Here is a 22,166-nt window from a genome sequence, read left to right as displayed (position 1 = left end):
GCCCGCACAGAGCGAATAGCCTCACGCTGAAGCAAGTGTTAAACTTTTTGTTTGCAAATTGTCACCTTCATCACTACAGGAAGTATGCGACATGGCACATATCTTTTATGAGTTTCCCTCCCTGAAGCCTGGTGTTCCTGATGTCGAAACATTAATGGAAGTCATCAAATCGTCGGAGCTCACGCGTTTTGTGATAGGTGCAGAGGTGGTGGACTTTGTTAAGAAGGCGCTCATCGTGAACACCACGATCGGCAGCTTCAAAAATTGCTATTTCGCCTTCGACAACGGAACACACTTCCTTGAATTTGACGGTGAAGGCAAATCAAAACGCTTCAATGAGGTGCCGGACTGGTTCGTCTCTCCGGCGGAATTTTCACGCACCCAGTGGCTTATCAACCACAATCTTGCGGATGTGAAAGCCACACAGTTCATTGACGTCCTGATGTCCTATCCGCTGAAAGCGCGCCGCGCGCACTGCAATTTGCTGTTAGGACTGGAGCTGGAAAAGGTGAACGCGGTTCCGGCCGCGGCGTCAGCGGCAGGTAAAATCGGCAATAAAAACGGTAAAACCACCAAGCCCCGCGTCACCGATCTGGGCTCGTTCGAGCTGTTCAGCCAGTTCTTTGCGCGCATGAAAACCGCCGTGCTGGCCGATGAGTTCCCGACTCTGCAGATCCTGACGGGCATGGATAACCTGGCAAAAGCGCCGCATAATTTAAAGCAGGGCATCAGAACCTGGTTTAAAGCCATCGCGGGCGACCTTCCACCGAATAACAAACGCGTTGAAGCGGGGAATGCCGTTCTGTTCTGCGCCCCCATTCGTGAACAGATCCAGCGTATCGAAGCGCTGGGGCTGGAGAATTACTACCAGGGATTATCGAAAGCCATTGCTGAAGCGGGTGATGGATTCATCTCTGACTTTACCTATACTTACGAGCAATAAATACACACTTTCACTCGCCACAGCATGCAAAACAGGAGGTTTTTATGCTTATCGTTGTTCCCGTCCTTATTTTCGTTGCGCTGGTTATCGTAGGCGCCGGCGTCAAAATTGTCCCTCAGGGTTATCAGTGGACCGTCGAGCGTTTCGGCCGATACACCAACACACTCCAGCCAGGCTTAAGCCTGATTGTTCCCTTCATGGACAGAATTGGTCGCAAGATCAACATGATGGAGCAGGTTCTGGACATTCCGTCCCAGGAAGTGATCTCCAAGGATAATGCCAACGTCACCATCGACGCTGTCTGCTTTATTCAGGTGATTGACGCGCCGAAAGCGGCCTATGAGGTCAGCAACCTGGAGCTGGCGATCGTCAACCTGACGATGACCAACATCCGTACCGTGCTCGGCTCGATGGAGCTGGACGAGATGCTTTCCCAGCGCGACAGCATCAACACCCGCCTGCTGCACATTGTCGACGAGGCTACAAACCCGTGGGGGATCAAAGTTACCCGCATCGAGATCCGCGACGTGCGCCCGCCGGCGGAGCTGATCGCCTCCATGAACGCCCAGATGAAAGCCGAGCGAACCAAGCGCGCCTATATTCTGGAAGCCGAAGGGGTGCGCCAGGCGGAGATCCTCAAAGCGGAAGGGGAAAAACAGTCGCAGATCCTGAAAGCGGAAGGTGATCGTCAGTCCGCGTTCTTACAGGCGGAAGCGCGTGAGCGTTCCGCCGAAGCGGAAGCCCGCGCGACCCAGATGGTGTCCGAGGCGATTGCCGCCGGTGATATTCAGGCCGTGAACTACTTTGTCGCGCAAAAATATACCGACGCGCTGAAAGAGATTGGGTCGGCGAACAACAGCAAAGTGGTGATGATGCCGCTGGATGCCAGCAGCCTGATGGGCTCTATCGCGGGCATAGCCGAACTGATCAAGGACAGCGGAAACGAGCGTAAAAAATGATTGAGCTGATCGTTGCACATCCTCATGCCTTCTGGCTAAGCCTCGGCGGCTTATTGCTGGCGGCGGAGATGCTGGGCGGCAACGGCTACCTGCTCTGGAGCGGTGTTGCCGCCGTCATTACCGGTCTTCTGGTCTGGATCCTTCCCCTGGACTGGGCGTGGCAGGGAGCGCTGTTTGCCGCGCTGACGCTGGTGGCCGCTTGGCTGTGGTGGCGCTGGCTCAACCGGCGGGTTAACGAGCAGAAACCGGTGGACGCCCACCTTAACCAGCGCGGACAGCAGATTGTCGGCAAGCGTTTTACGCTCGACAGCACGCTGGTGAACGGACGTGGGCACATGCGGGTAGGTGACAGCTCGTGGCCGGTGGTGGCCGACGATGACCTCAGCGCCGGCACGCGGGTGGAGGTCATCGCGGTGGAGGGCATTACCCTGCGGGTAAAAGCCTGCTAAGCGTGGGTTTTGCGGTGGCAGCAGCCGGCAAGGTTATCGATAATCGGGCAGTCGGCGCTGTCATCCCCCGGACAGGACGCCGCGAGCTGCAGCAGCTGTTCGCGCATCGCCTGTAGCTCGACGATGTGGCGTTCAATTTCGGCCACCTTTTCCAGCGTGCGTTTTTTCACGTCGGCGCTGTGACGCTTTGGATCGTTGAACAGGTTAACCAGCTCGCCGCACTCTTCCAGATTAAAACCGACCTGTCTTGCCTGGCGCAGCAGCGTCAGTTCATCCAGATGCAGCTGCGTGTAGCTACGGTAGCCGTTTTCACTGCGCAGCGGCGGCGTCACCAGCCCCTTCTCTTCATAAAAGCGAATCGCTTTGCTGGTTAAGCCGGTTTTTTTTGCCACATCACTGATATTCACATTTCCCCCTTGACCTTCCCCTTGATGGAAGGTTTAACCTTCATAACAGTTAGTGAAAAGCGTTACTCCGGTCAACAACTGACCAAAATATTATACGGGAGTTTTGTTATGTCTCACACTATTGACCTGACGCTGGACGGCCTCTCCTGCGGCCACTGCGTCAAACGCGTTAAAGAAAGCCTGGAACAGCGCCCTGATGTGGAAAGCGCTGATGTGACTATCGATCATGCCGCTGTGACCGGCAGCGCCAGCGCGGATGCGCTGATCGATACCATCAAGCAGGCCGGTTACGGGGCGGAGTTAAGCCACCCAAAGGCTAAACCGTTGGCAGAGTCATCATCCCCGTCGGAAGCACTGACAGCGGCCACTCCTGAGCTTCCGGCAGCGGATGATATTGATGACAGCCAACAGCTGCTGATCAACGGCATGAGCTGCGCCAGTTGCGTCTCCCGGGTACAAAACGCCCTGCAGGCGGTACCGGGAGTCGCGCAGGCACGGGTGAATCTTGCGGAGCGCACTGCGCTGGTGATGGGCAGCGCCTCCGCCGCAGAATTAGTGCAGGCCGTTGAAAAAGCGGGCTACGGCGCGGAGGCCATCGAAGATGATGCCGAGCGCCGCGAGCGCCAGCAGGAAACGGCTATCGCCACCATGAAGCGCTTCCGCTGGCAGGCGATTATCGCCCTGCTGGTCGGTATTCCGGTGATGGTGTGGGGCATGCTCGGCGACAACATGATGGTCACCGACGACAACCGCACGCTGTGGCTGGTGATTGGTCTGATTACCCTTGCGGTGATGGTGTTCGCAGGCGGACATTTCTATACCAGCGCCTGGAAGAGCCTGAAAAATCGTACCGCGACGATGGATACCCTAGTCGCCCTCGGTACCGGCGCGGCGTGGCTCTATTCGATGAGCGTGAACGTCTGGCCCCAGTGGTTCCCGATGGAAGCGCGGCATCTCTATTATGAAGCGAGCGCGATGATTATCGGCCTGATTAACTTAGGCCATATGCTGGAAGCCCGCGCCCGCCAGCGCTCCTCGAAAGCGCTGGAAAGATTGCTTGATTTAACCCCACCGACGGCCCGCGTGGTCACGGACGAAGGGGAAAAAAGCGTTCCGCTGGCCGAGGTTCAGCCCGGCATGACGCTGCGTCTGACCACCGGCGACCGGGTTCCCGTTGACGGCAAGATAACCCAGGGCGAAGCCTGGCTGGATGAAGCGATGCTGACCGGGGAGCCTATCCCTCAGCAGAAATCAGACGGCGACGCCGTGCATGCCGGTACGGTCGTGCAGGACGGCAGCGTGCTGTTTACCGCCAGCGCCGTCGGCAGCCATACGACGCTGTCGCGTATTATTCGCATGGTGCGCCAGGCGCAGAGCAGTAAACCAGAAATTGGCCAGCTTGCTGATAAAATCTCGGCCATTTTTGTGCCGGTTGTGGTCGGCATTGCCCTGCTGAGTGCGGCGATCTGGTACTTCTTCGGCCCGGCGCCGCAGATTGTGTATACCCTGGTGATCGCCACCACGGTGCTGATCATCGCCTGCCCTTGCGCCCTTGGTCTGGCGACGCCAATGTCGATCATTTCCGGCGTAGGCCGCGCGGCCGAATTTGGCGTGCTGGTGCGGGATGCGGACGCGCTGCAGCGGGCCAGCACCCTGGACACGCTGGTGTTTGATAAAACCGGCACACTGACGGAAGGTAAACCGCAGGTGGTCGCCGTCCACTGCGTGGGCATTTCGGAAGAGGATGCGCTGCGTCTTGCAGCCGCGCTGGAGCAAGGCTCCAGCCATCCGCTGGCGCGCGCCATTCTTGATAAAGCCAATGCGTCTGCCCTGCCGCAGGTGAATCAGTTCCGCACCCTGCGCGGGCTCGGCGTGAGCGGTGAAGCAGAAGGCCACGCGCTGCTGCTGGGCAACCAGGCATTGCTCAATGAAAACGGCATTGATACCGCCGCGCTGGACAGTGAGCTGAAGGCGCAGGCGTCACAGGGCGCCACCCCGGTTCTGCTGGCGGTGGATGGCAAAGCCGCCGCGCTGCTGGCCGTGCGCGATCCGCTTCGCCAGGACAGCGTGGATGCCTTACAGCGCCTGCACCGTGCGGGATATCGTCTGGTGATGTTGACCGGGGATAACCCGACCACCGCCAACGCCATCGCGAAAGAAGCCGGTATTGACGAGGTGATTGCGGGCGTACTGCCGGACGGCAAAGCGGACGCCATTAAAAACCTGCAACGTCAGGACCGTCAGGTGGCGATGGTCGGCGACGGCATCAACGATGCCCCGGCGCTGGCCCAGGCGGATGTGGGGATCGCAATGGGCGGCGGCAGCGACGTGGCCATCGAAACCGCGGCCATCACGCTGATGCGCCACAGCCTGATGGGCGTGGCCGATGCGCTGGCCATTTCGAAAGCTACGCTGCGCAACATGAAGCAGAACCTGCTGGGGGCGTTTATCTACAACTCGCTCGGTATTCCGATTGCTGCCGGTATTTTGTGGCCGCTGACCGGCACGCTGCTTAATCCGGTGGTCGCGGGTGCGGCGATGGCGCTCTCCTCCATCACCGTGGTCAGCAACGCCAACCGGCTGTTGCGGTTTAAACCGAAGGATTGAACCTTGTACCCGTACGCGCTAGCATGAACCTTTCCGTTTATGGAGCGCGTATGGGTCTGTTTCATCGTATAAAAACATCGTTTCGCGCCCTTTTCCCTCGCCGTTACGCCTGGCCCGGTCTGGATATTTCGCTTCCCGGCGGGCAACACCTGCACCTGGTTGGCAGCATCCATATGGGCACGCAGGATATGTCTCCCCTGCCTCCCGGCCTGATTAAACTGCTGAAACACGCCGATGCGCTGGTCGTTGAGGCGGACATTTCGGGTCAGGAGTCACCGTTTGCCGGGCTCGAGAGCGATCTCACCCTGGCGGAGCGCCTGGATGAAACCCAGCTTGCGGAACTGACGCGCGTCGCCGAGGAAACCGGCGTCTCGCTCTCCATGATTGACACCCTGCCACTCTGGCAAATCGCGATGGTATTGCAGGCCACGCAGGCGCAGCGTCTGGGGCTGCGGGGTGATTACGGCATTGATTACCAGCTGCTGAACGTGGCAAGGGCGCGCAGTTTGCCCATCATCGAGCTGGAAGGAACGGACAGCCAGATTGCGCTCCTGCGACAGCTTCCCGACGACGGTCTGATGCTGCTGGATGATACGCTGACCCACTGGCACACCAACGCGCGCCTGCTGCAGACCATGATTGGCTGGTGGCTGGATGCGCCACCCGCGGACGGCAGGCTGGCGTTACCGTCGACATTCAGCGAATCGCTGTATGATGTGCTGATGAATGCGCGCAATAAAGCCTGGCGGCAGACGCTGCATGCCTTACCTGCGGGGCGTTACGTGGTGGCGGTCGGGGCGTTACATTTGTACGGAGAAGGGAACTTGCCGTCGTTGCTGAAATAAAAAAATGGCCAATATTTCTATTGGCCCGTCAAAGAGGAATTTCATCGTTTTTATTATGCCGAAGGAGACCTTCGGTTGAGCCGATTGTCGCTCAAAGTGACCATCACTGCCAACACTATTGCGCAAGATGGTGCTATTTTTTAGACAAACGTCAGGCGTATGCTGTTGGCATGATTTGTCTGTCGTAAGAAGGATAGCTATGACTCCCGCCGTTAAATTACTCGAAAAAAACAACATTTCTTTCCGGATCCACACCTACGATCACGATCCGAATGAAACCAACTTTGGTGATGAAGTGGTGCGCAAGCTGGGGCTTAACGCTGACCAGGTTTATAAAACGCTGCTGGTGGCGGTGAACGGCGATATGAAGCACCTCGCCGTGGCGGTGACGCCCGTGGCAGGACAGCTGGACCTTAAGAAAGTCGCCAAAGCGCTGGGGGCGAAGAAGGTGGATATGGCGGATCCGATGGTGGCGCAGCGCACCACGGGCTACCTGGTGGGCGGCATCAGTCCACTCGGGCAGAAAAAACGCCTGCCGACGCTGATCGATGCCCCTTCACAGGAATTTGAGACCATCTTTATCTCCGGCGGCAAGCGCGGGCTGGACATTGAGCTTGCCGCGGGCGATCTGGCGAAAATGCTGGACGCGAAGTTTGCGGATATTGCCCGCCGGGAGTAAAAAAAACCGGGTGGCGGCTACGCCTTACCCGGCCTACATTTTGCACCCGTAGGCCCGGTAAGCGCAGCGCCACCGGGCAACACAACGGCACTACTGCCAGCTCACCTCACCTTTCGGCTCATACGCATTCACGTCAATCGGCGAATTCTGCTCGATATACTGCTTCAGCACTTCCGCGTCGATAAAGCCAGTGTTCACGTATCCCGGTTTATTATCAATATGCGGATAGCCGTCGCCGCCGGTGGCGTTAAAGCTTAACGTCGCCAGACGGTAGGTTTTCGCCGGGTCAACCGGTTCGCCTTTGATCTTCAGGTCGTTAAGCTTGCCGTCTTTCGCTACGAAGCTCACGTTGGCAAACTGCGGATAGGCCCCGGAATCCGGCTTCATCTGCGCCACGGCGGTCAGGTACTCAACAACCTCCTTCCCGCTCATGTCGGCATAAACCACCACGTTACCGAACGGCTGCACCTTCAGAACGTCTTTATAGGTGATGTTTCCGCCTTCGATGGAATCACGAATGCCACCGCCGCTCATTACGCCAAAATCAGCCCCGGTGCGCGCCATTTGCGCCGCGAGCACCAGGTGGCCCATGTTGGTCTGCACGAAGCGAACTTTACTGCGGTCCCCCTCCAGACGACCGTTCAGCGTTCCGATTTTCACATCCAGCTGCGCCTTGCCTTTGTTCTGGAACGGCGTCAGCAGGGAGAGCATCTGCTGGTTTTCTGGAATCTCTGGGGTGTAAAGTACGCGCTCGCTTTTCCCGTCCGGGTACGTGACTTTCTTCTTCAGGTTGACCGGAATGAGCTGATAGTGCACCAGCTTCATCTCGCCGTTACGGAACTCAAAGTCCGCCCGGCCCACGTATTTGCCCCACTCGTGCGCCTGCACAATCCAGATACCGTTCTGACGGTCTGGCGCACACGGCGTGCCCGGGACGTAGTCCACCTGCTTTTTGTTCTCGGATGCCATACACACTGGATCCTGTGAGTGACCACCCACAATCATCGCCAGCGAGCCCGCAGGCAGGCTGCGCGCCATCTCCACGTCACCGGGCGCGTTAGAGCCGTGCTCACCGTTGTCGTAGTGCCCCATGTGGGTGGTGGCGATAATGACGTCCGGCTTTTCGTTTTGCTGCAACTCCTGAATCACCAGCTTCGCTTCGTCTGCCGGTTTGCGGAATTCGATATCGGTGAAGAACTCAGGGTTGCCAATTTTCGCAGTATCGTCGGTGGTTAAGCCGATGACCGCGATCTTCAGATCCTGACGCTTAAACAGCGCCCACGGCTTAAACAGACGCTCGCCAGTACTTTTTTGGTAAATATTGGCGGAGAGGAACGGGAATTTGGCCCATTTTTCCTGCTGACGGAGTACGGTCAGCGGATTATCAAATTCATGGTTACCGACGGCCATCGCGTCGTAGCCAATCAGATTCATGCCGCGAAAGTCGGGTTCGGCGTCCTGCAAATCGGATTCCGGCACGCCGGTGTTGATATCGCCGCCTGAGAGCAGCAGCACGCTGCCGCCCTGGGCTGCGACCTCTTTACGAATGCCGTCCACCAGCGTTTTTTGTGCCGAGAGGCCATATTCGCCGTATTCACTGCGCCAGAAATGACCGTGGTGGTCGTTGGTATGCAGAATGGTAATTTTATAGGTTTTGTCTTTTTCATACGCCTGCGCGGGCAGGCTTACCAGCCCCCACGCCGCGATGAGCGCCAGCGCGACGCCCCGCTTCATTAACTTCATCTTCTCTCTCCCTGACCAATAGACAAAGGCAGAAATTACAGTGACTAATAAGAATAGACAAATAAGTTTTCATAATTGCGACTTTCTTCAAATGTCGCAGGCGGGTATGTTAGTCGGATAATAATTACTCCCTGCACTTCTGCTAACAAAACGTGGTATTTATGGCAATCAGTGAATCAACCCAGCCCGTTCCGGGCGCGCCGGCGTCGCGCACCTCCTTTAAAGTCTTAGGGGCAATAAGTCTTTCACACCTGCTCAACGACATGATCCAGTCGTTGATTCTGGCAATTTATCCGCTGCTGCAGTCCGAGTTTTCGTTAACCTTCGTGCAGATCGGGATGATCACCCTGACCTTCCAGCTGGCTTCCTCGCTGCTGCAGCCGGTGGTGGGCTACTGGACGGATAAATACCCGATGCCGTGGTCGCTGCCGATCGGCATGTGCTTTACCCTAAGCGGTCTGGTGCTGCTCGCCATGGCCGGGAGTTTTGAAGCCGTGCTGATCGCCGCCGCGCTGGTGGGTACCGGCTCGTCCGTGTTCCATCCGGAGTCCTCCCGCGTGGCGCGGATGGCGTCCGGTGGTCGCCACGGCCTGGCGCAGTCACTTTTCCAGGTGGGCGGTAACTTTGGTAGCTCTCTCGGCCCGCTGCTGGCCGCGGTGATTATTGCCCCTTACGGTAAAGGCAACGTGGCGTGGTTTGTGCTGGCCGCACTGTTGGCGATTATCGTGCTGGCGCAGATCAGCCGCTGGTATGCCGCTCAGCATCGCGTCAATAAAGGAAAACCTAAAGCGAAGGTTATCAATCCCCTGCCGCGCAATAAGGTTATCCTGGCGGTAGCCGTCCTGCTGGTGCTGATTTTCTCGAAATACTTCTATATGGCGAGCATCAGCAGCTATTACACCTTTTATCTGATGCAAAAATTCGGATTATCGGTACAAAATGCGCAGATCCACCTGTTTGCCTTCCTGTTCGCCGTTGCGGCCGGTACGGTCATTGGCGGGCCTGTGGGGGATAAGATAGGGCGTAAATATGTCATTTGGGGCTCTATCCTCGGCGTGGCGCCCTTTACCCTCATTTTGCCGTACGCCAGCCTTGAATGGACAGGAATTTTAACCGTGATTATTGGTTTTATCCTCGCTTCCGCGTTTTCCGCCATTCTGGTCTATGCCCAGGAGCTGCTGCCTGGCCGTATCGGTATGGTTTCCGGACTCTTTTTCGGTTTCGCCTTCGGCATGGGCGGGCTGGGTGCAGCGGTGTTAGGGATGGTTGCGGATCACACCAGCATCTTCCTGGTTTATAAAATCTGCGCTTTCCTGCCACTTCTTGGGATGTTGACCATATTCCTGCCTGATAACCGCCACAAAGCGTGAATTACGGGCAGCCAAAGTGTGACGTTGGCTGCCTGACACCCTGATGCCATAAGGGTTTCTTCTTTCTCCTCTCGCTGAATTTATCAAAATGCGCTTTTTTACGCGCATATTGCTGTTTTATTCAAACTTCAACAATTATTCATAAACATAAGAGTAAAAATTGTCATAAACTATTACTCGGTTTTTTGGTTTTTCACCAAAAAGGAACACCCACAACGAAAGGAGACGGAATGCACCACGCCACACCGCTTATCACCACCATTGTTGGTGGACTTGTGCTCGCTTTTATCCTCGGCATGATTGCCAATAAACTGCGTATTTCTCCTCTTGTCGGCTATCTGCTGGCAGGTGTGCTGGCGGGACCGTTTACGCCAGGCTTCGTTGCGGATACCAAACTGGCCCCTGAACTGGCGGAATTGGGCGTGATTCTGCTGATGTTTGGCGTCGGTCTGCACTTTTCCCTGAAGGATTTGATGGCGGTAAAGTCGATTGCCATACCGGGAGCGATCGCCCAGATAGGGGTGGCGACGCTGCTTGGGATGGCGCTTTCGGCCGTGCTGGGCTGGTCGTTAATGACCGGTATCGTATTTGGGCTGTGTCTCTCAACCGCCAGTACCGTGGTGCTGCTGCGCGCGCTTGAGGAGAGACAGCTGATTGACAGCCAGCGCGGGCAGATCGCGATTGGCTGGCTGATTGTTGAAGATCTGGTCATGGTCCTGACGCTGGTGCTGCTGCCCGCCGTCGCCGGAATGATGGAAAAAGACAACGTCGGCTTCGCCTCGCTGGCGCTGGATATGAGCATCACCATCGGTAAAGTGGTGGCGTTTATCGCCATCATGATGCTGGTGGGCCGCCGTCTGGTACCGTGGATCATGTCCCGCAGCGCGGCGACCGGCTCCCGCGAGCTGTTCACCCTCTCCGTGCTGGCGCTGGCACTGGGCATCGCCTTTGGTGCCGTTGAGCTGTTTGATGTCTCCTTTGCCCTGGGCGCGTTCTTCGCCGGGATGGTGCTGAACGAATCCGAGCTGAGCCACCGTGCGGCGCACGATACGCTGCCGCTGCGCGATGCGTTTGCCGTGCTGTTCTTCGTCTCCGTCGGAATGCTGTTTGACCCGCTGGTGCTGATCCAGCAGCCGCTGGCCGTGCTGGGCACGCTGGCGATCATTATTTTTGGTAAGTCGCTCGCCGCCTTCTTCCTGGTGCGAATGTTCGGTCACTCCCCGCGGACGGCGCTGACTATTGCCGCCAGCCTGGCGCAGATTGGCGAGTTCGCCTTTATTCTGGCCGGTCTGGGCATGGCCCTGAACCTGCTGCCGCAGGCGGGGCAAAACCTGGTGCTGGCGGGGGCGATCCTGTCGATTATGCTGAACCCGGTCCTGTTTGCCCTGCTGGAAAAATACCTCGACAAAACCGAAACGCTGGAAGAGCAGACGCTCGAAGAGGCCATCGAAGAAGAGAAGCAGATCCCGGTGGATATCTGCAATCACGCCCTGCTGGTCGGCTTTGGCCGCGTGGGCAGCCTGCTCGGCGAGAAGCTGATGGCGCAGGGCATTCCGCTGGTGGTGATTGAAACCTCACGCACCCGCGTCGACGAGCTGCGCGAGCGCGGTATTCGCGCGGTGCTGGGCAATGCGGCAAACGAAGAGATCATGAATCTGGCGCATCTGGACTGCGCCCGCTGGCTGCTGCTGACCATACCCAACGGCTATGAAGCGGGTGAGATTGTGGCTTCCGCGCGCGCGAAGTGCCCAACGATTGAGATTATCGCCCGGGCGCATTATGACGACGAGGTGGAGTACATCACCGAGCGCGGTGCAGATAAGGTGGTGATGGGCGAGCGCGAGATTGCTAACACCATGCTGACGCTGCTGGAGAAACCGCCGGTTGAAGAGGCGGTGACGGGGTAAGTTTGGTGCGGTCTGATGCCCTCACCCTGGCCCTCTCCCCATAGGGGAGAGGGTGTTCAAGTTCCCTCTCCCCTATGGGGAGAGGGTTAGGGCGAGGGGTTTTCTTTTACCTGTCCCAATACGCCTCTTCGAGGCTGTCTTCCCGTTCCGGCAGGCCACGCGTTAAGCGCGGTGAGTGCTGGTTAAGCACCTGATAGCTTACGCGGTTGGCGTACTTGCACACCTGCGCCAGCGACGAATAGGTCAGCCAGCTGAACTTATGCTTGCTGGAATTCGGCACGTTGGTTTTGTGGTAGGCATTGGCGGTAATGTCGTGCAGCAGCGCGGCCAGCGCGCCGTCGCCTGCGCCGTTGGTGTTCATGATCTTCTCCGGACCACCCATATATGGCGCGATGTGAGAGTAGATGCGCAGCGGGTTAATGCAATCTTTATAACGCATGCCGCGGCTGAACTCGTACTGGTTGAACTCGGCAATCGCGCCGGGCAGCAGCGGATGCTGGGTTTTGCGTTTGCTCTCTTCCTCCGTGAAGCCGGCCATATACAGTCCGACAGGGCCCGCGGTGCAGAGCACCAGATCCACCCAGTCCAGCGCTTTATCGGACGCCAGCAGCGGATCGCTTTCACCGGTCAGCGCTTCGGCCTCCTCTTCGTTCATCGCCAGAATCGAGACGTGCTCTTTCAGGAACGCCTGCCACCACTCTGGGTTATCGGCAATCACGAATTTGGTGCCCAGCGTCAGAACGACCGGCACGTCGTACTTCTTCGCGTACTCAATCGCCTTCATGGTCGCTTCAGGCATCGGCTCGCCCGGCTTGCATCGCACCAGGTAGGAGGTCAGCACCAGCGCCGAGGCGCCCGCAATCACCTCTTCGGGAATGCTTTCCGCACGCAGCTTGTTCATATGCCCAGGACTGATGGCAAAGGTCCGCTCGCCGGATTCGCCGATCAGCGTAAAGCAGCGGCCAATCGGGCCGTCGACGCCCTGAAGATAGTTCAGATCGGTACGGCTGGAGGTGTTGCACAGATAGCGGTAAGCGTAGCCGCCGATTTCAATGTTGCTGCACATCACGCCAAGCAGTACTGAACGGTCGTCAGCCAGCACGGAGTAGTTGTGCATGGTGTTACCGATGGTACCGCCGGCGAACTGATGGGTAATCAGGTTTTCGCGCACCAGCTCCTGGTACAGCGCTTCAGCAACGTCATCCTCAATCACCAGCGAGTGCCCGGCGCTCAGACCGTAACGGGCGACAAACGCATCATCCACTTTCGCCTCAATGTCCACCAGCGTCTGATCGATACCGACGACCCACGCCGCGCTGGTTTCATTTTCTGGCTGGATTTGCTGCAGGAGCGGATCGCGGGCATCGACGGGGAAGTAGTGTTTGGATTTACGTTTACCGGGAAATTTCATGGTCTGAACTGTACGAAGAATATGGGCCGGGAATGGTAGCACAAACCCGGCCCGAAGTGCGATCAGCGGCTGTTCATCACCAGTGAGACCATCATGTCGATATGTTCAGGCGAGTCGTTAAGCGCTGGAATGTACTCGTACTTTTCGCCGCCAGCCTCCAGGAAAAATTCCCGGTTTTGCACCGCGATCTCCTCCAGCGTTTCCAGACAGTCTGCCGAGAAGCCCGGCGACATCACCTGAATATGCTTCACGCCCTTCTCGCCGAGCATTTTGAGGGTTTCATCGGTGTACGGCGTCAGCCACGGCTCGCGGCCGAAGCGCGACTGGAAGGTCATCATCACCTTCTCCGGCGGCAGGCCAAGGGCGGAGACCAGCTCGCGGGTGGTATCGCGACAGCGCTGCGGGTAATCATCCCCTTCGTTAGCGAAACGCTGCGGGATCCCGTGATAGGAGAGCAGCAGCAGATCCGGTTCACCGTGCTTTTCAAACGACGCGCGCGCGCTGTTAGCAAGCGCCTTGATGTACAGCTCGTTATCCGCGTAGTCGCGAATAAAGGTCACGCCCGGAATGCGGCGGCGGGTCGCCAGAATGCGCGCCAGTTCGTCCCAGACGGCGGCCACCGTCGAGCAGGAGTACTGCGGGTAGAGCGCCAGCACCACGATATGGTCCACGCCCTGCGCCAGCAGGGATTCTACCGCGCTTTCCAGAGAGGGTTTGCCGTAGCTCATGCCGAGCGCGACGGGCATCTCCGGCAGGCGGGCGGCCAGCGCTTTTTCCTGGCGACGGCTGTAGACCATCAGCGGCGAGCCCTCTTCCATCCATACGGACTGATAGAGTTTGGCGACGCGCGGAGAACGAATCGGCAGAATGACGCCACGAAGCAGCGGCCACCACAGCAGTCGCGGAAAATCCACGACGCGCGTGTCGCTTAAAAATTGTCGCAGGTAGCGTTTTACCGCGTCTGATGTAGGTGCTTCTGGAGTGCCCAGATTGGCAAGCAGGATGCCGGTTTTCGCCTGACTCATTCACGCCTCTTAACCATTTGAATGGTTGTCAATTGTAGCGGAAATGCGTTTAAACGGAACCCATTGCTGCAATAGGTAAGATGAGAATATTTCTCACCCGGAGGACCCGGGTGAGAGAAGTGCAATTAGCCGAGGATTTTTTCCAGCTCTGCACGTACGTCAGCCACGGCTTTGGTGCCATCGACTTTGGCGTATTTGGTGTTACCCGCCTGCGCTTCTTTGGTGTAGTAGCCGATCAGCGGCGCGGTCATCTGATGGTATTCCACCAGGCGCTTGCGCACGGTCTCTTCCTGATCGTCTTTACGGGTGGTCAGCTCTTCGCCAGTCACGTCGTCTTTGCCTTCAACCTTAGGCGGGTTGAATTTGATGTGGTAAACACGGCCAGAAGCAGCGTGTACGCGACGGCCAACGATGCGGTCAACGATCAGCTCGTCCGGTACGTCGAACTCCAGAACGTAGTCCACGTTGATGCCCGCTTCTTTCATGGCGTCAGCCTGAGGAATGGTACGTGGGAAGCCGTCCAGCAGGAAACCGTTACGGCAGTCTTCCTGAGCAATGCGCTCTTTGACCAGAGCAATTACCAGCTCGTCGGTCACCAGCTTGCCTGCGTCCATGATGTCTTTCGCCTGTTTACCCAGCTCGGAGCCAGATTTAACAGCGGCGCGCAGCATATCACCGGTGGAGATTTGCGGAATACCGTATTTCTCCATGATGAACTGAGCCTGAGTTCCTTTACCCGCGCCCGGAGCGCCAAGCAGAATAATACGCATTGCGAAAATCCCCTCAAAAGTCGTTTCAATTTTTCAAAAGCGCTAAACAATACCACCAGAACGGGCATCGCTCAAGGAAGGCAGGAAGGCTGAAACGGTTAACGGGGGGAGATAATTTGGAGTTGTGCGGTCTGGTGCCCTCACCCCGGCCCTCTCCCACGGGGAGAGGGAGAAGACCAGGAGAGGCGTGCTCAATTACGCCAGCAGCAGCGCATTCACACGTTTAATGAAGAGGTTAGGATCTTCCAGCGTGCCGCGTTCGGCCAGCAGGGACTGATCCAGCAGGAGTTCAACCCACTCGGCAAAGCGGGCGTCGTCCTGGGTATCCGCCGCGCGTTTCACCAGCGGATGATCCGGATTAAGCTCAAAGATATATTTCACTTCCGGTACCGCCTGGCCCGCCGCCGCGAACAGCTTCGCCATCTGGGTGCTCATTTCGTCGGCATCGGTCGTGACGATGGCAGGGGTGTCGGTCAGACGGTGAGTGAAACGCACCTCTTTCACGCGGTCGCCCAGCAGGGTTTTCACGCGCTCAACGAACGGCTCCAGCGCCTTCTCGGCTTCTTTCGCGTTCTCATCCACTTCATCCGCCAGCTTGTCGATAGATTCGTCGGCTTTGGCAACGGACTGGAACGCCTTACCGTCGAACTCGGTCAGGTAGTTCATCATCCACTCATCGATGCGGTCAGAAAGCAGCAGCACTTCGATGCCTTTCTTACGCAGCAGCTCCAGGTGCGGGCTGCTCTTCGCCGCGGCGTAGCTGTCGGCGGTGATGTAGTAGATCTTCTCCTGCCCTTCTTTCATGCGGGAGACGTACTCTTCCAGCGACACGGTCTGCGCGGAGGAGTCGGTGTGCGTAGAGGCGAAGCGCAGCAGTTTGGCGATGGTTTCAACGTTCGCGGTGTCTTCTGCCGGGCCTTCTTTCAGCACCAGGCCGAACTGTTTCCAGAAGGTCTGATATTTTTCCGCATCGTCTTTCGCCAGTTTTTCCAGCATCTGCAGCGCACGTTTGGTCAGGGCGTTGCGCAGGTTACGGGTGACGGTGCTGTCCTGCAGAATTTCACGGGAGACGTTCAGCGGCAGATCGTTGGAATCGATCAGGCCGCGGACAAAGCGCAGGTAGTTCGGCATGAACTGCTCGGCGTCATCCATGATGAAGACGCGCTGCACGTACAGCTTCAGGCCATGCTTGTGATCGCGGTTCCACATGTCCCACGGCGCCTGTGCCGGGATGTAGAGCAGGCTGGTGTACTCCTGCTTACCTTCCACACGGTTGTGGCTCCAGGTCAGCGGGTCGGTAAAGTCGTGGGCGATATGCTTGTAGAATTCGTTGTACTCGTCGTCTTTAATCTCAGACTTGTTGCGCGTCCACAGCGCCTGCGCCTTGTTGATTTTCTCCCAGGAAACCACGGTTTCACCGTCTTTCTCTTCCTGTTTTTCAATCTCAACCGGCAGGGCGATGTGGTCGGAATATTTGCTGATGATGGAGCGCACGCGCCAGTCGTTCAGGAAATCATCTTCCCCTTCACGCAGGTGCAGGGTGATTTCGGTGCCGCGGTCCGCTTTGGTGATGTCATCAACGGTGTATTCGCCTTCCCCTTTGGATTCCCACAGCACGCCGTTTTCAGCGCTGTCACCCGCCGCACGGGTGCGCACGGTGACTTTGTCCGCCACGATGAACGCCGAGTAGAAACCGACGCCGAACTGACCGATGAGCTGGCTGTCTTTCGCCTGGTCAGAACCCATGGACTCCAGGAACGCCTTGGTGCCGGATTTCGCGATGGTCCCGAGGTGGTCGATCACCTCGTCGCGGTTCATCCCGATGCCGTTATCGGCGATAGTCAGGGTGCGGTTCTCTTTATTAAACGAGACACGCACGCGCAGCTCGCCGTCGCCTTCGTACAGATCCGGGTTAGACAGCGCGCGGAAGCGCAGCTTGTCCGCCGCATCCGAGGCGTTGGAAATCAGCTCACGCAGGAAAATTTCTTTGTTGGAATACAGGGAATGGATCATCAGGTGCAGAAGCTGTTTTACTTCTGACTGGAAACCACGGGTTTCTTGTCCTTTCATCTATGTCGACCTCAACAATGCCATTTAATGGGGTTTTAAAACGTTGAGTGAGAGATGGGGATACGGGGGGAAATTTTCAAGCGGAGGCCGCGCGCGCAGCCTCCATTTGGTCAGAAAATAATCTTGTGACGTCCGGCCAGAGAGTGCGACAGCGTGGTGCCGTCCACCATCTCCAGCTCGCCGCCGACCGGCACGCCGTGGGCGATGCGGCTGGCGTCAACGCCATACTGCGAGCACAGCTCGGCGATGTAGTTGGCGGTTGCCTCCCCTTCCACCGTGGGGTTGGTGGCGAGGATCACCTCTTTGATCGTTTCGGACTCAAGACGCTGTTCAAGGCGGTCAAGACCGATATCGTCCGGGCCAATACCGTCCAGCGGGGAGAGATGCCCCATCAGCACGAAATAGCGGCCGGAAAACTGCCCGGTTTGTTCGATGGCGTAGATGTCCGCCGGACTCTCCACCACGCAAATCTGGCCGTTTTCCTGACGACGCGGGTTCGTGCAGATGTTACACACGTCCTGCTCGGTAAAGGTACGGCAATCCGCACAGTGACCGATTTCTGACATGGCGCGGGTTAAAGCCTGCGCCAGGCGCATCCCGCCGCTGCGGTCGCGCTGCAATAGCGTAAACGCCATGCGCTGCGCCGACTTCGGGCCAACGCCCGGCAGGCAGCGCAGTGCTTCCATTAACTGCGTGAGCAGCGGACTGGTTTGCATCAGAACGGCATCTTGAAGCCAGGCGGCAGCTGCATGCCGCTGGACACGGAGGCCATTTTCTCTTTCTGGGTTTCGTCGATACGGCGAGCGGCATCGTTAAACGCGGCTGCAACCAGATCTTCCAGCATCTCTTTGTCGTCTTCGAGCAGGCTAGGGTCGATTTCAACGCGACGGCAGTTGTGCGCACCGTTGATGGTCACCTTGACCAGACCGGCACCGGATTCACCCGTGACTTCCAGCTGAGCGATCTCTTCCTGCATCTTCTGCATTTTTTCCTGCATCTGCTGAGCCTGCTTCATCAGGCCACCCAGACCGCCTTTTCCACCAAACATAGGCTTCTCTCTTCTTTCACGTTTAAGGATTACAACCGTAAGTCAGACTCACGATCAAATGGGGCGAATACTCTCTTCATCCAGATCGGCGTCGAAGAACCGGCGCAGGGTCTGAATGTTGTTATCCGCAATAATCGCCTCGCGCGCCTGCGCGAGCTTCTCTTCATAAATGGCCTGGCGCCACTCGAGCGGCGTTTTCACTGCCGGATTATCATCTTCAATGATAGTCAATTCAACCGGTGCCCCCTGTAATGTGGCCAGCGCCTCGGCCAGCGCCTTTTGCGCGCCAGGGGAATTGAGGTGCCGCTGGCCCGGACGCAGGTGCAGACGCACCTGATTGCCGTCCTGCTCTTTCCAGGCGTTCAGCGCGACCTGCTCGACCAGCTTCGGCAACTGGAGTTTGCTGACCTCGGCGGCCCAGGCATCGCGCGCAATGGACTCTTCGGCAAGCTTCGCGGAAAGCTCCGGCGTTTTTTCATGCTCCAGCGCCTTTTTCAGCGCTTTCGGCGTGGCCACCTCTTCCTTCACGGTTTCGGTGATGGTGGTTGCCTTCCAGCGGTAAGCCTCTTCTTTCACCGGGGCTTTCTGCTCGAGCGCGGACGGTGCCGGACGCGACTGAACGCGCTCCGTTACCGAGGCCAGTCGTTCAAGCGCGGCGTTGTTCACCGGCCGCGCTCTTCCTGGCGCTGCCGGTTCACTCTTTTTTGGTTTGGTTACTCCCTGGGCACGCTGCAGCTGGCTGCGCGCGGCAAGCACCGAACTGGTGGCATCCGACAGCGGTACGTTCTGCTGCGGTGGCGGCGTCGGCTGCGGCGGCACCTGCTGCGGAGACATCACCGCCGTGGGCGCGACCGGCGCGAAAGACTGTCGCGGCACTTCCGGCTCCGGCAGCGGCATGCGCGGGTGGAACGCCAGCGCGCGCAGCAGCGTCATTTCAACGCCCATCCGCGGATCCGGCGCAAACGGTAACTCTTTGCGGCCAATCAGCAGCGTCTGGTAATAAAGCTGCACGTCGGCAGGCGGCACGGTGCGGGCAAGCTCACGCATCCGCTGTTCAATGGCCGCCATATCCGCACCAATCGCGGAAGGAGAAAGCTGCAGCATCGCCACGCGGTGCAGCAGGCTGAGCATCTCAACCAACAGCCCTTCCCACTCAATACCGCGGGCAGCGGCCGCGTTCACCTGCGACATCACGCGTTCGCCGTTAGCGGCAATCATCGCTTCGATAAGCGACAGCGCCTGATCGTCATCCAGCGTGCCAAGCATGGTGCTGACCGCCTCGGTGGAGAGCTTGCCGTCACCGCTGGCAATCGCCTGGTCGGTCAGGCTTAATGCATCACGCAGGCTGCCGTCCGCCGCGCGGGCCAGCAGCTGCAGGGCGCGCGGTTCATGGACAATCTTCTCTTCATCAAGAATATGCTCAAGCTGCGCACGGATCTGTTCGACGTCCAGTGCCTTCAGGTGGAACTGCAGGCAGCGCGATAAAATCGTGACCGGCAGCTTTTGCGGATCGGTGGTCGCCAGCAGGAACTTCACGTGCGCGGGCGGCTCTTCCAGCGTCTTCAGCAGGGCGTTGAAGCTGTGGCGCGAGAGCATGTGCACTTCATCGATCAGGTAGACCTTGAAGCGGCCGCGCGCCGGGGCGTACTGCACGTTGTCGAGCAGGTCGCGGGTATCTTCAACTTTGGTGCGCGAAGCGGCATCGATTTCGATCAGATCGACAAAACGCCCCTGCTCGATCTCCCGACAGTTATCACACACGCCGCACGGCGTGGCGGTGATCCCGGTTTCGCAGTTGAGACCTTTTGCCAGCAAACGGGCAATAGAGGTCTTACCGACGCCGCGGGTGCCGGAAAAAAGATAGGCGTGATGGATGCGACCTAGCGACAAGCCGTTCGCCAGGGCCGTCAGCACATGTTCCTGACCGACAACGTCAGCAAAGGTTTGTGGTCGCCATTTACGGGCTAACACCTGATAACTCATGGGCAGGCTCTGCAACGCTGGAAGGTGAATTTATGGAGGGGAATGCTATCACAACCTCACCCATTGAGCGAGGTTGTGAAAACCGGGATTAGTGACCCGGGAAAGGCACCAGGCTGTAGCTGGTAATACCCTGTTTTTCCAGGCGCTGTTCACCGCCGAGATCGAACAGGTTGATGATGAAGGCCGCGTCGGTCACTTCCCCACCCAGACGGCGGATCAGCTTCACGGTCGCTTCAATGGTGCCGCCGGTCGCCAGCAGATCGTCAACCACCAGCACTTTGTCGCCTGGCTTGATCGCGTCAACGTGGATCTCCAGCTGATCGGTGCCGTACTCCAGCTCGTAGCTTTCTGCAATGGTTTCACGCGGCAGCTTGCGCGGCTTACGCACCGGCACAAAACCTACGCCCATCGCCAGCGCAACCGGTGCGCCAAACAGGAAGCCACGGGCTTCGGTACCTACTACTTTGGTGATCCCGGCGTTTTTATAACGCTCGACCAGCAGTTCAATGCTGAGCGCGTACGCTTTCGGGTCTTCCAGCAAGCTGGTGACATCACGGAAAAGAATGCCAGGCTTTGGATAGTCCTGGATGCTTTTGATGCTGTTTTTCAGATATTCAAGCTGCTGTGCAGTTGCGGTCATCGGTTTGTGCCTAAATGAAACAGTGTTACTCACGGCGCGCAACGAGTCGGCAAAGGTAACAATTGTTTAACCTTTAACCAGGCGCGCCAGTGCTCGAAAACGGTCGAATTTACTGGCTGTACGCAATAATTGCAACAGCCATGATAAGGCTTCAGTGCTTTTGTTGCTTTTCATCAACCACAGGGATCCGCCACATGAAGATAAGCAGGCAGGTCAGGATGACCAGCAGCAGGATCCGCACCCACATCATTTTCACCAGCCATAATGAAATGGCGAAGGTGATGAGGATCACCGCGATCGCGCGCGGCTTCGCGCCGGGCGGCATGGCCCGGTGTTTTTGCCAGTACCGCAGATAGCCGCCAAACCATGAGCGATAGAGCAGCCAGTGGTGAAAACGCGGTGACGAGCGGGCGAAGCACCAGGCCGCCAGCAGGATAAACGGCGTGGTCGGCAGCAAGGGTAAAACCACACCCAGCGTGCCAAGCACTACCGCGAGCCAGCCAATGATGATTAAAATAGTACGCTGCATAATGCGAATCGTTATCAAACTGAACGGCTACTTTACCATTGGAGAGCGCCTTGAAAACAGCACTGCTTCTTGAGAGGCTGCAAAATCAGCTGATTGCTCTGCGGGAGCAGGCCACGCCGCTGATGGGGCACGCCACGCTGAAACCGCGCTTTGACCGGCAGCTTTTTCGGACCCGCAGCACCGTTATTCAGGATTACCTGACTGAAGCGCAGACGAACCTCGACGAGCTTCGCCATGCGGTTGAGTATGAACAGCAGGAACAGGTGGCGTGGCTTGCGGCGCATCTCACCGAGCAGATCACCGCGCTGCATCGCGAAATCGCCGCCTGGCCGCTGCGCGCCTGGGACAGCGCCTCACCGGGGCTCGGCAAATGGCAGCGCAAGCGGCTGGAGAACCAGGAGTTTGAACGCCGACTGTTTGAGATGAAGCGCGAACGCGAGGTGCGCCTGAACAACAGCGAAACGCTGGAAGAGCAGCAGCTATTGATGCGCGAGATTAGCGCGCTGGAAGGACGCATCGTCCGCTGCCGTCAGGCGCTGGATGACATTGAACGCGTCATAGAACGTTTGACCCGTTAACAGGAGCCACACCCATGTCACTGGAAAATGCACCCGATGAGGTCAAGCTGGCCGTCGATTTGATTATGCTGCTGGAGAATCATGATATTCCCGCCGGGACGGTGCTTAAGGCACTGGAGATTGTACGGCGGGATTTTGAGGCAAAGGTGAAGGCCTGTTGCCCTCACCCTAACCCTCTCCCACAGGGAGAGGGAAAATTATAG

The 22,166-nt window shown here is 57.8% G+C and carries 21 protein-coding genes and 1 other annotated feature; of the genes, 10 read left to right on the top strand and 11 right to left on the bottom strand.

The window, feature by feature from the left end:
* Positions 1-91 precede the first annotated feature (91 nt).
* The 3 genes from LJA86_RS00995 to LJA86_RS00985 are packed head-to-tail and all read left to right on the top strand — an operon-like array spanning position 92 to position 2,351.
* Positions 92-943, top strand: coding sequence for a hypothetical protein (locus LJA86_RS00995; protein ID WP_229225372.1), 852 nt, complete (start codon positions 92-94; stop codon positions 941-943).
* Between the two features lie 44 nt (positions 944-987).
* Complete coding sequence (locus tag LJA86_RS00990) at positions 988-1,902, top strand: SPFH domain-containing protein (RefSeq protein ID WP_008499312.1); 915 nt, start codon at positions 988-990, stop codon at positions 1,900-1,902.
* Positions 1,899-2,351: an NfeD family protein gene (locus tag LJA86_RS00985; RefSeq protein WP_126534546.1), complete on the top strand. Its 453-nt coding sequence runs from the start codon at positions 1,899-1,901 to the stop codon at positions 2,349-2,351. Before LJA86_RS00990 ends, LJA86_RS00985 begins: the two co-directional genes overlap by 4 nt.
* On the opposite strand, the gene cueR is transcribed toward LJA86_RS00985, so the two are convergent.
* Entirely contained in the window at positions 2,348-2,758 is a 411-nt protein-coding gene (gene cueR / locus LJA86_RS00980) for a Cu(I)-responsive transcriptional regulator (protein WP_045909739.1), read from the bottom strand. The two genes, LJA86_RS00985 and cueR, sit on opposite strands and share 4 nt — an antisense overlap.
* A 108-nt stretch (positions 2,759-2,866) precedes the next feature.
* Between cueR and copA the strand changes: the two genes are divergently transcribed.
* The 3 genes from copA (at position 2,867) to ybaK (ending at position 6,889) form a co-directional block, all read left to right on the top strand.
* Positions 2,867-5,365, top strand: a complete 2,499-nt coding sequence (gene copA, locus LJA86_RS00975) for a copper-exporting P-type ATPase CopA (RefSeq protein ID WP_229225371.1) — start codon at positions 2,867-2,869, stop codon at positions 5,363-5,365.
* 50 nt (positions 5,366-5,415) lie between these two features.
* Positions 5,416-6,210, top strand: coding sequence for a TraB/GumN family protein (locus LJA86_RS00970; protein ID WP_063621001.1), 795 nt, complete (start codon positions 5,416-5,418; stop codon positions 6,208-6,210).
* Between the two features lie 199 nt (positions 6,211-6,409).
* Positions 6,410-6,889: a Cys-tRNA(Pro)/Cys-tRNA(Cys) deacylase YbaK gene (gene ybaK / locus LJA86_RS00965; RefSeq protein ID WP_059311188.1), complete on the top strand. Its 480-nt coding sequence runs from the start codon at positions 6,410-6,412 to the stop codon at positions 6,887-6,889.
* A 90-nt stretch (positions 6,890-6,979) separates the two neighbouring features.
* Here the strand turns inward: ybaK and ushA are convergent, their stop codons facing one another.
* Positions 6,980-8,632 carry a bifunctional UDP-sugar hydrolase/5'-nucleotidase UshA gene (gene ushA / locus LJA86_RS00960; RefSeq protein WP_048225930.1) on the bottom strand — a complete coding sequence of 551 codons (1,653 nt, stop codon included), beginning with the start codon at positions 8,630-8,632 and terminating at the stop codon, positions 6,980-6,982.
* A gap of 161 nt (positions 8,633-8,793) precedes the next feature.
* On the opposite strand from ushA, the gene LJA86_RS00955 reads away from it, so the two are divergent.
* Positions 8,794-10,002 carry an MFS transporter gene (locus LJA86_RS00955; RefSeq protein ID WP_021241625.1) on the top strand — a complete coding sequence of 403 codons (1,209 nt, stop codon included), beginning with the start codon at positions 8,794-8,796 and terminating at the stop codon, positions 10,000-10,002.
* A gap of 230 nt (positions 10,003-10,232) precedes the next feature.
* Positions 10,233-11,909 (top strand): YbaL family putative K(+) efflux transporter, encoded by a 1,677-nt coding sequence (gene ybaL / locus LJA86_RS00950; protein ID WP_045909744.1) that lies wholly within the window; start codon positions 10,233-10,235, stop codon positions 11,907-11,909.
* A gap of 106 nt (positions 11,910-12,015) precedes the next feature.
* On the opposite strand, the gene LJA86_RS00945 is transcribed toward ybaL, so the two are convergent.
* From LJA86_RS00945 to LJA86_RS00905, 9 genes are all read right to left on the bottom strand, one after another.
* Positions 12,016-13,320 carry an inosine/guanosine kinase gene (locus LJA86_RS00945; RefSeq protein ID WP_045909745.1) on the bottom strand — a complete coding sequence of 435 codons (1,305 nt, stop codon included), beginning with the start codon at positions 13,318-13,320 and terminating at the stop codon, positions 12,016-12,018.
* A 62-nt stretch (positions 13,321-13,382) separates the two neighbouring features.
* On the bottom strand, positions 13,383-14,345 hold the full coding sequence (hemH, locus tag LJA86_RS00940; protein WP_229225364.1) for a ferrochelatase: 963 nt from the start codon (positions 14,343-14,345) through the stop codon (positions 13,383-13,385).
* A gap of 125 nt (positions 14,346-14,470) precedes the next feature.
* Positions 14,471-15,115, bottom strand: coding sequence for an adenylate kinase (adk, locus tag LJA86_RS00935; RefSeq protein WP_006809841.1), 645 nt, complete (start codon positions 15,113-15,115; stop codon positions 14,471-14,473).
* Positions 15,116-15,310: 195 nt separating this feature from the next.
* Positions 15,311-17,185 (bottom strand): molecular chaperone HtpG, encoded by a 1,875-nt coding sequence (htpG, locus tag LJA86_RS00930; RefSeq protein WP_045909747.1) that lies wholly within the window; start codon positions 17,183-17,185, stop codon positions 15,311-15,313.
* Positions 17,186-17,295: 110 nt separating this feature from the next.
* Positions 17,296-17,901 (bottom strand): recombination mediator RecR, encoded by a 606-nt coding sequence (gene recR, locus LJA86_RS00925; protein ID WP_008499298.1) that lies wholly within the window; start codon positions 17,899-17,901, stop codon positions 17,296-17,298.
* Positions 17,901-18,233, bottom strand: coding sequence for a YbaB/EbfC family nucleoid-associated protein (locus LJA86_RS00920; RefSeq protein WP_003858972.1), 333 nt, complete (start codon positions 18,231-18,233; stop codon positions 17,901-17,903). The genes recR and LJA86_RS00920 overlap by 1 nt, the downstream gene beginning before the upstream one ends.
* Before the next feature lie 54 nt (positions 18,234-18,287).
* Entirely contained in the window at positions 18,288-20,216 is a 1,929-nt protein-coding gene (gene dnaX, locus LJA86_RS00915; protein WP_196364936.1) for a DNA polymerase III subunit gamma/tau, read from the bottom strand.
* Positions 18,894-18,958 (bottom strand) — a sequence feature (DnaX frameshifting element). (Overlaps the previous gene by 65 nt.)
* Positions 20,217-20,304: 88 nt before the next feature.
* Entirely contained in the window at positions 20,305-20,856 is a 552-nt protein-coding gene (gene apt / locus LJA86_RS00910; protein WP_000127359.1) for an adenine phosphoribosyltransferase, read from the bottom strand.
* A 151-nt stretch (positions 20,857-21,007) separates the two neighbouring features.
* Positions 21,008-21,385: a DUF454 family protein gene (locus LJA86_RS00905; protein WP_046888905.1), complete on the bottom strand. Its 378-nt coding sequence runs from the start codon at positions 21,383-21,385 to the stop codon at positions 21,008-21,010.
* A gap of 50 nt (positions 21,386-21,435) precedes the next feature.
* Here LJA86_RS00905 and priC point away from each other — a divergent pair, with 50 nt between their 5' ends.
* Together priC and rsmS are read left to right on the top strand one after the other, a co-directional pair.
* The gene (gene priC, locus LJA86_RS00900; protein WP_229225360.1) at positions 21,436-21,963 is read left to right on the top strand and encodes a primosomal replication protein N''; all 528 of its coding nucleotides are present in this window, start codon (positions 21,436-21,438) and stop codon (positions 21,961-21,963) included.
* A 14-nt stretch (positions 21,964-21,977) separates the two neighbouring features.
* On the top strand, positions 21,978-22,166 hold the full coding sequence (gene rsmS / locus LJA86_RS00895; protein ID WP_111967307.1) for a pleiotropic regulatory protein RsmS: 189 nt from the start codon (positions 21,978-21,980) through the stop codon (positions 22,164-22,166).

Origin of the sequence: Enterobacter sp. TCD1-1, from assembly GCF_020567405.1 — a bacterium.
Lineage (GTDB): Bacteria > Pseudomonadota > Gammaproteobacteria > Enterobacterales > Enterobacteriaceae > Enterobacter > Enterobacter quasiroggenkampii.
This window is presented reverse-complemented; position numbering and strand designations above follow the sequence as displayed.

Coding starts and splice junctions, on each gene's coding strand:
- LJA86_RS00995 (WP_229225372.1), top strand. CDS start 92: ATGGCACATATCTTTTATGAGTTTCCCTCCCTGAAGCCTGGTGTTCCT.
- LJA86_RS00990 (WP_008499312.1), top strand. CDS start 988: ATGCTTATCGTTGTTCCCGTCCTTATTTTCGTTGCGCTGGTTATCGTA.
- LJA86_RS00985 (WP_126534546.1), top strand. CDS start 1,899: ATGATTGAGCTGATCGTTGCACATCCTCATGCCTTCTGGCTAAGCCTC.
- copA (WP_229225371.1), top strand. CDS start 2,867: ATGTCTCACACTATTGACCTGACGCTGGACGGCCTCTCCTGCGGCCAC.
- LJA86_RS00970 (WP_063621001.1), top strand. CDS start 5,416: ATGGGTCTGTTTCATCGTATAAAAACATCGTTTCGCGCCCTTTTCCCT.
- ybaK (WP_059311188.1), top strand. CDS start 6,410: ATGACTCCCGCCGTTAAATTACTCGAAAAAAACAACATTTCTTTCCGG.
- ushA (WP_048225930.1), bottom strand. CDS start 8,632: ATGAAGTTAATGAAGCGGGGCGTCGCGCTGGCGCTCATCGCGGCGTGG.
- LJA86_RS00955 (WP_021241625.1), top strand. CDS start 8,794: ATGGCAATCAGTGAATCAACCCAGCCCGTTCCGGGCGCGCCGGCGTCG.
- ybaL (WP_045909744.1), top strand. CDS start 10,233: ATGCACCACGCCACACCGCTTATCACCACCATTGTTGGTGGACTTGTG.
- LJA86_RS00945 (WP_045909745.1), bottom strand. CDS start 13,320: ATGAAATTTCCCGGTAAACGTAAATCCAAACACTACTTCCCCGTCGAT.
- hemH (WP_229225364.1), bottom strand. CDS start 14,345: ATGAGTCAGGCGAAAACCGGCATCCTGCTTGCCAATCTGGGCACTCCA.
- adk (WP_006809841.1), bottom strand. CDS start 15,115: ATGCGTATTATTCTGCTTGGCGCTCCGGGCGCGGGTAAAGGAACTCAG.
- htpG (WP_045909747.1), bottom strand. CDS start 17,185: ATGAAAGGACAAGAAACCCGTGGTTTCCAGTCAGAAGTAAAACAGCTT.
- recR (WP_008499298.1), bottom strand. CDS start 17,901: ATGCAAACCAGTCCGCTGCTCACGCAGTTAATGGAAGCACTGCGCTGC.
- LJA86_RS00920 (WP_003858972.1), bottom strand. CDS start 18,233: ATGTTTGGTGGAAAAGGCGGTCTGGGTGGCCTGATGAAGCAGGCTCAG.
- dnaX (WP_196364936.1), bottom strand. CDS start 20,216: ATGAGTTATCAGGTGTTAGCCCGTAAATGGCGACCACAAACCTTTGCT.
- apt (WP_000127359.1), bottom strand. CDS start 20,856: ATGACCGCAACTGCACAGCAGCTTGAATATCTGAAAAACAGCATCAAA.
- LJA86_RS00905 (WP_046888905.1), bottom strand. CDS start 21,385: ATGCAGCGTACTATTTTAATCATCATTGGCTGGCTCGCGGTAGTGCTT.
- rsmS (WP_111967307.1), top strand. CDS start 21,978: ATGTCACTGGAAAATGCACCCGATGAGGTCAAGCTGGCCGTCGATTTG.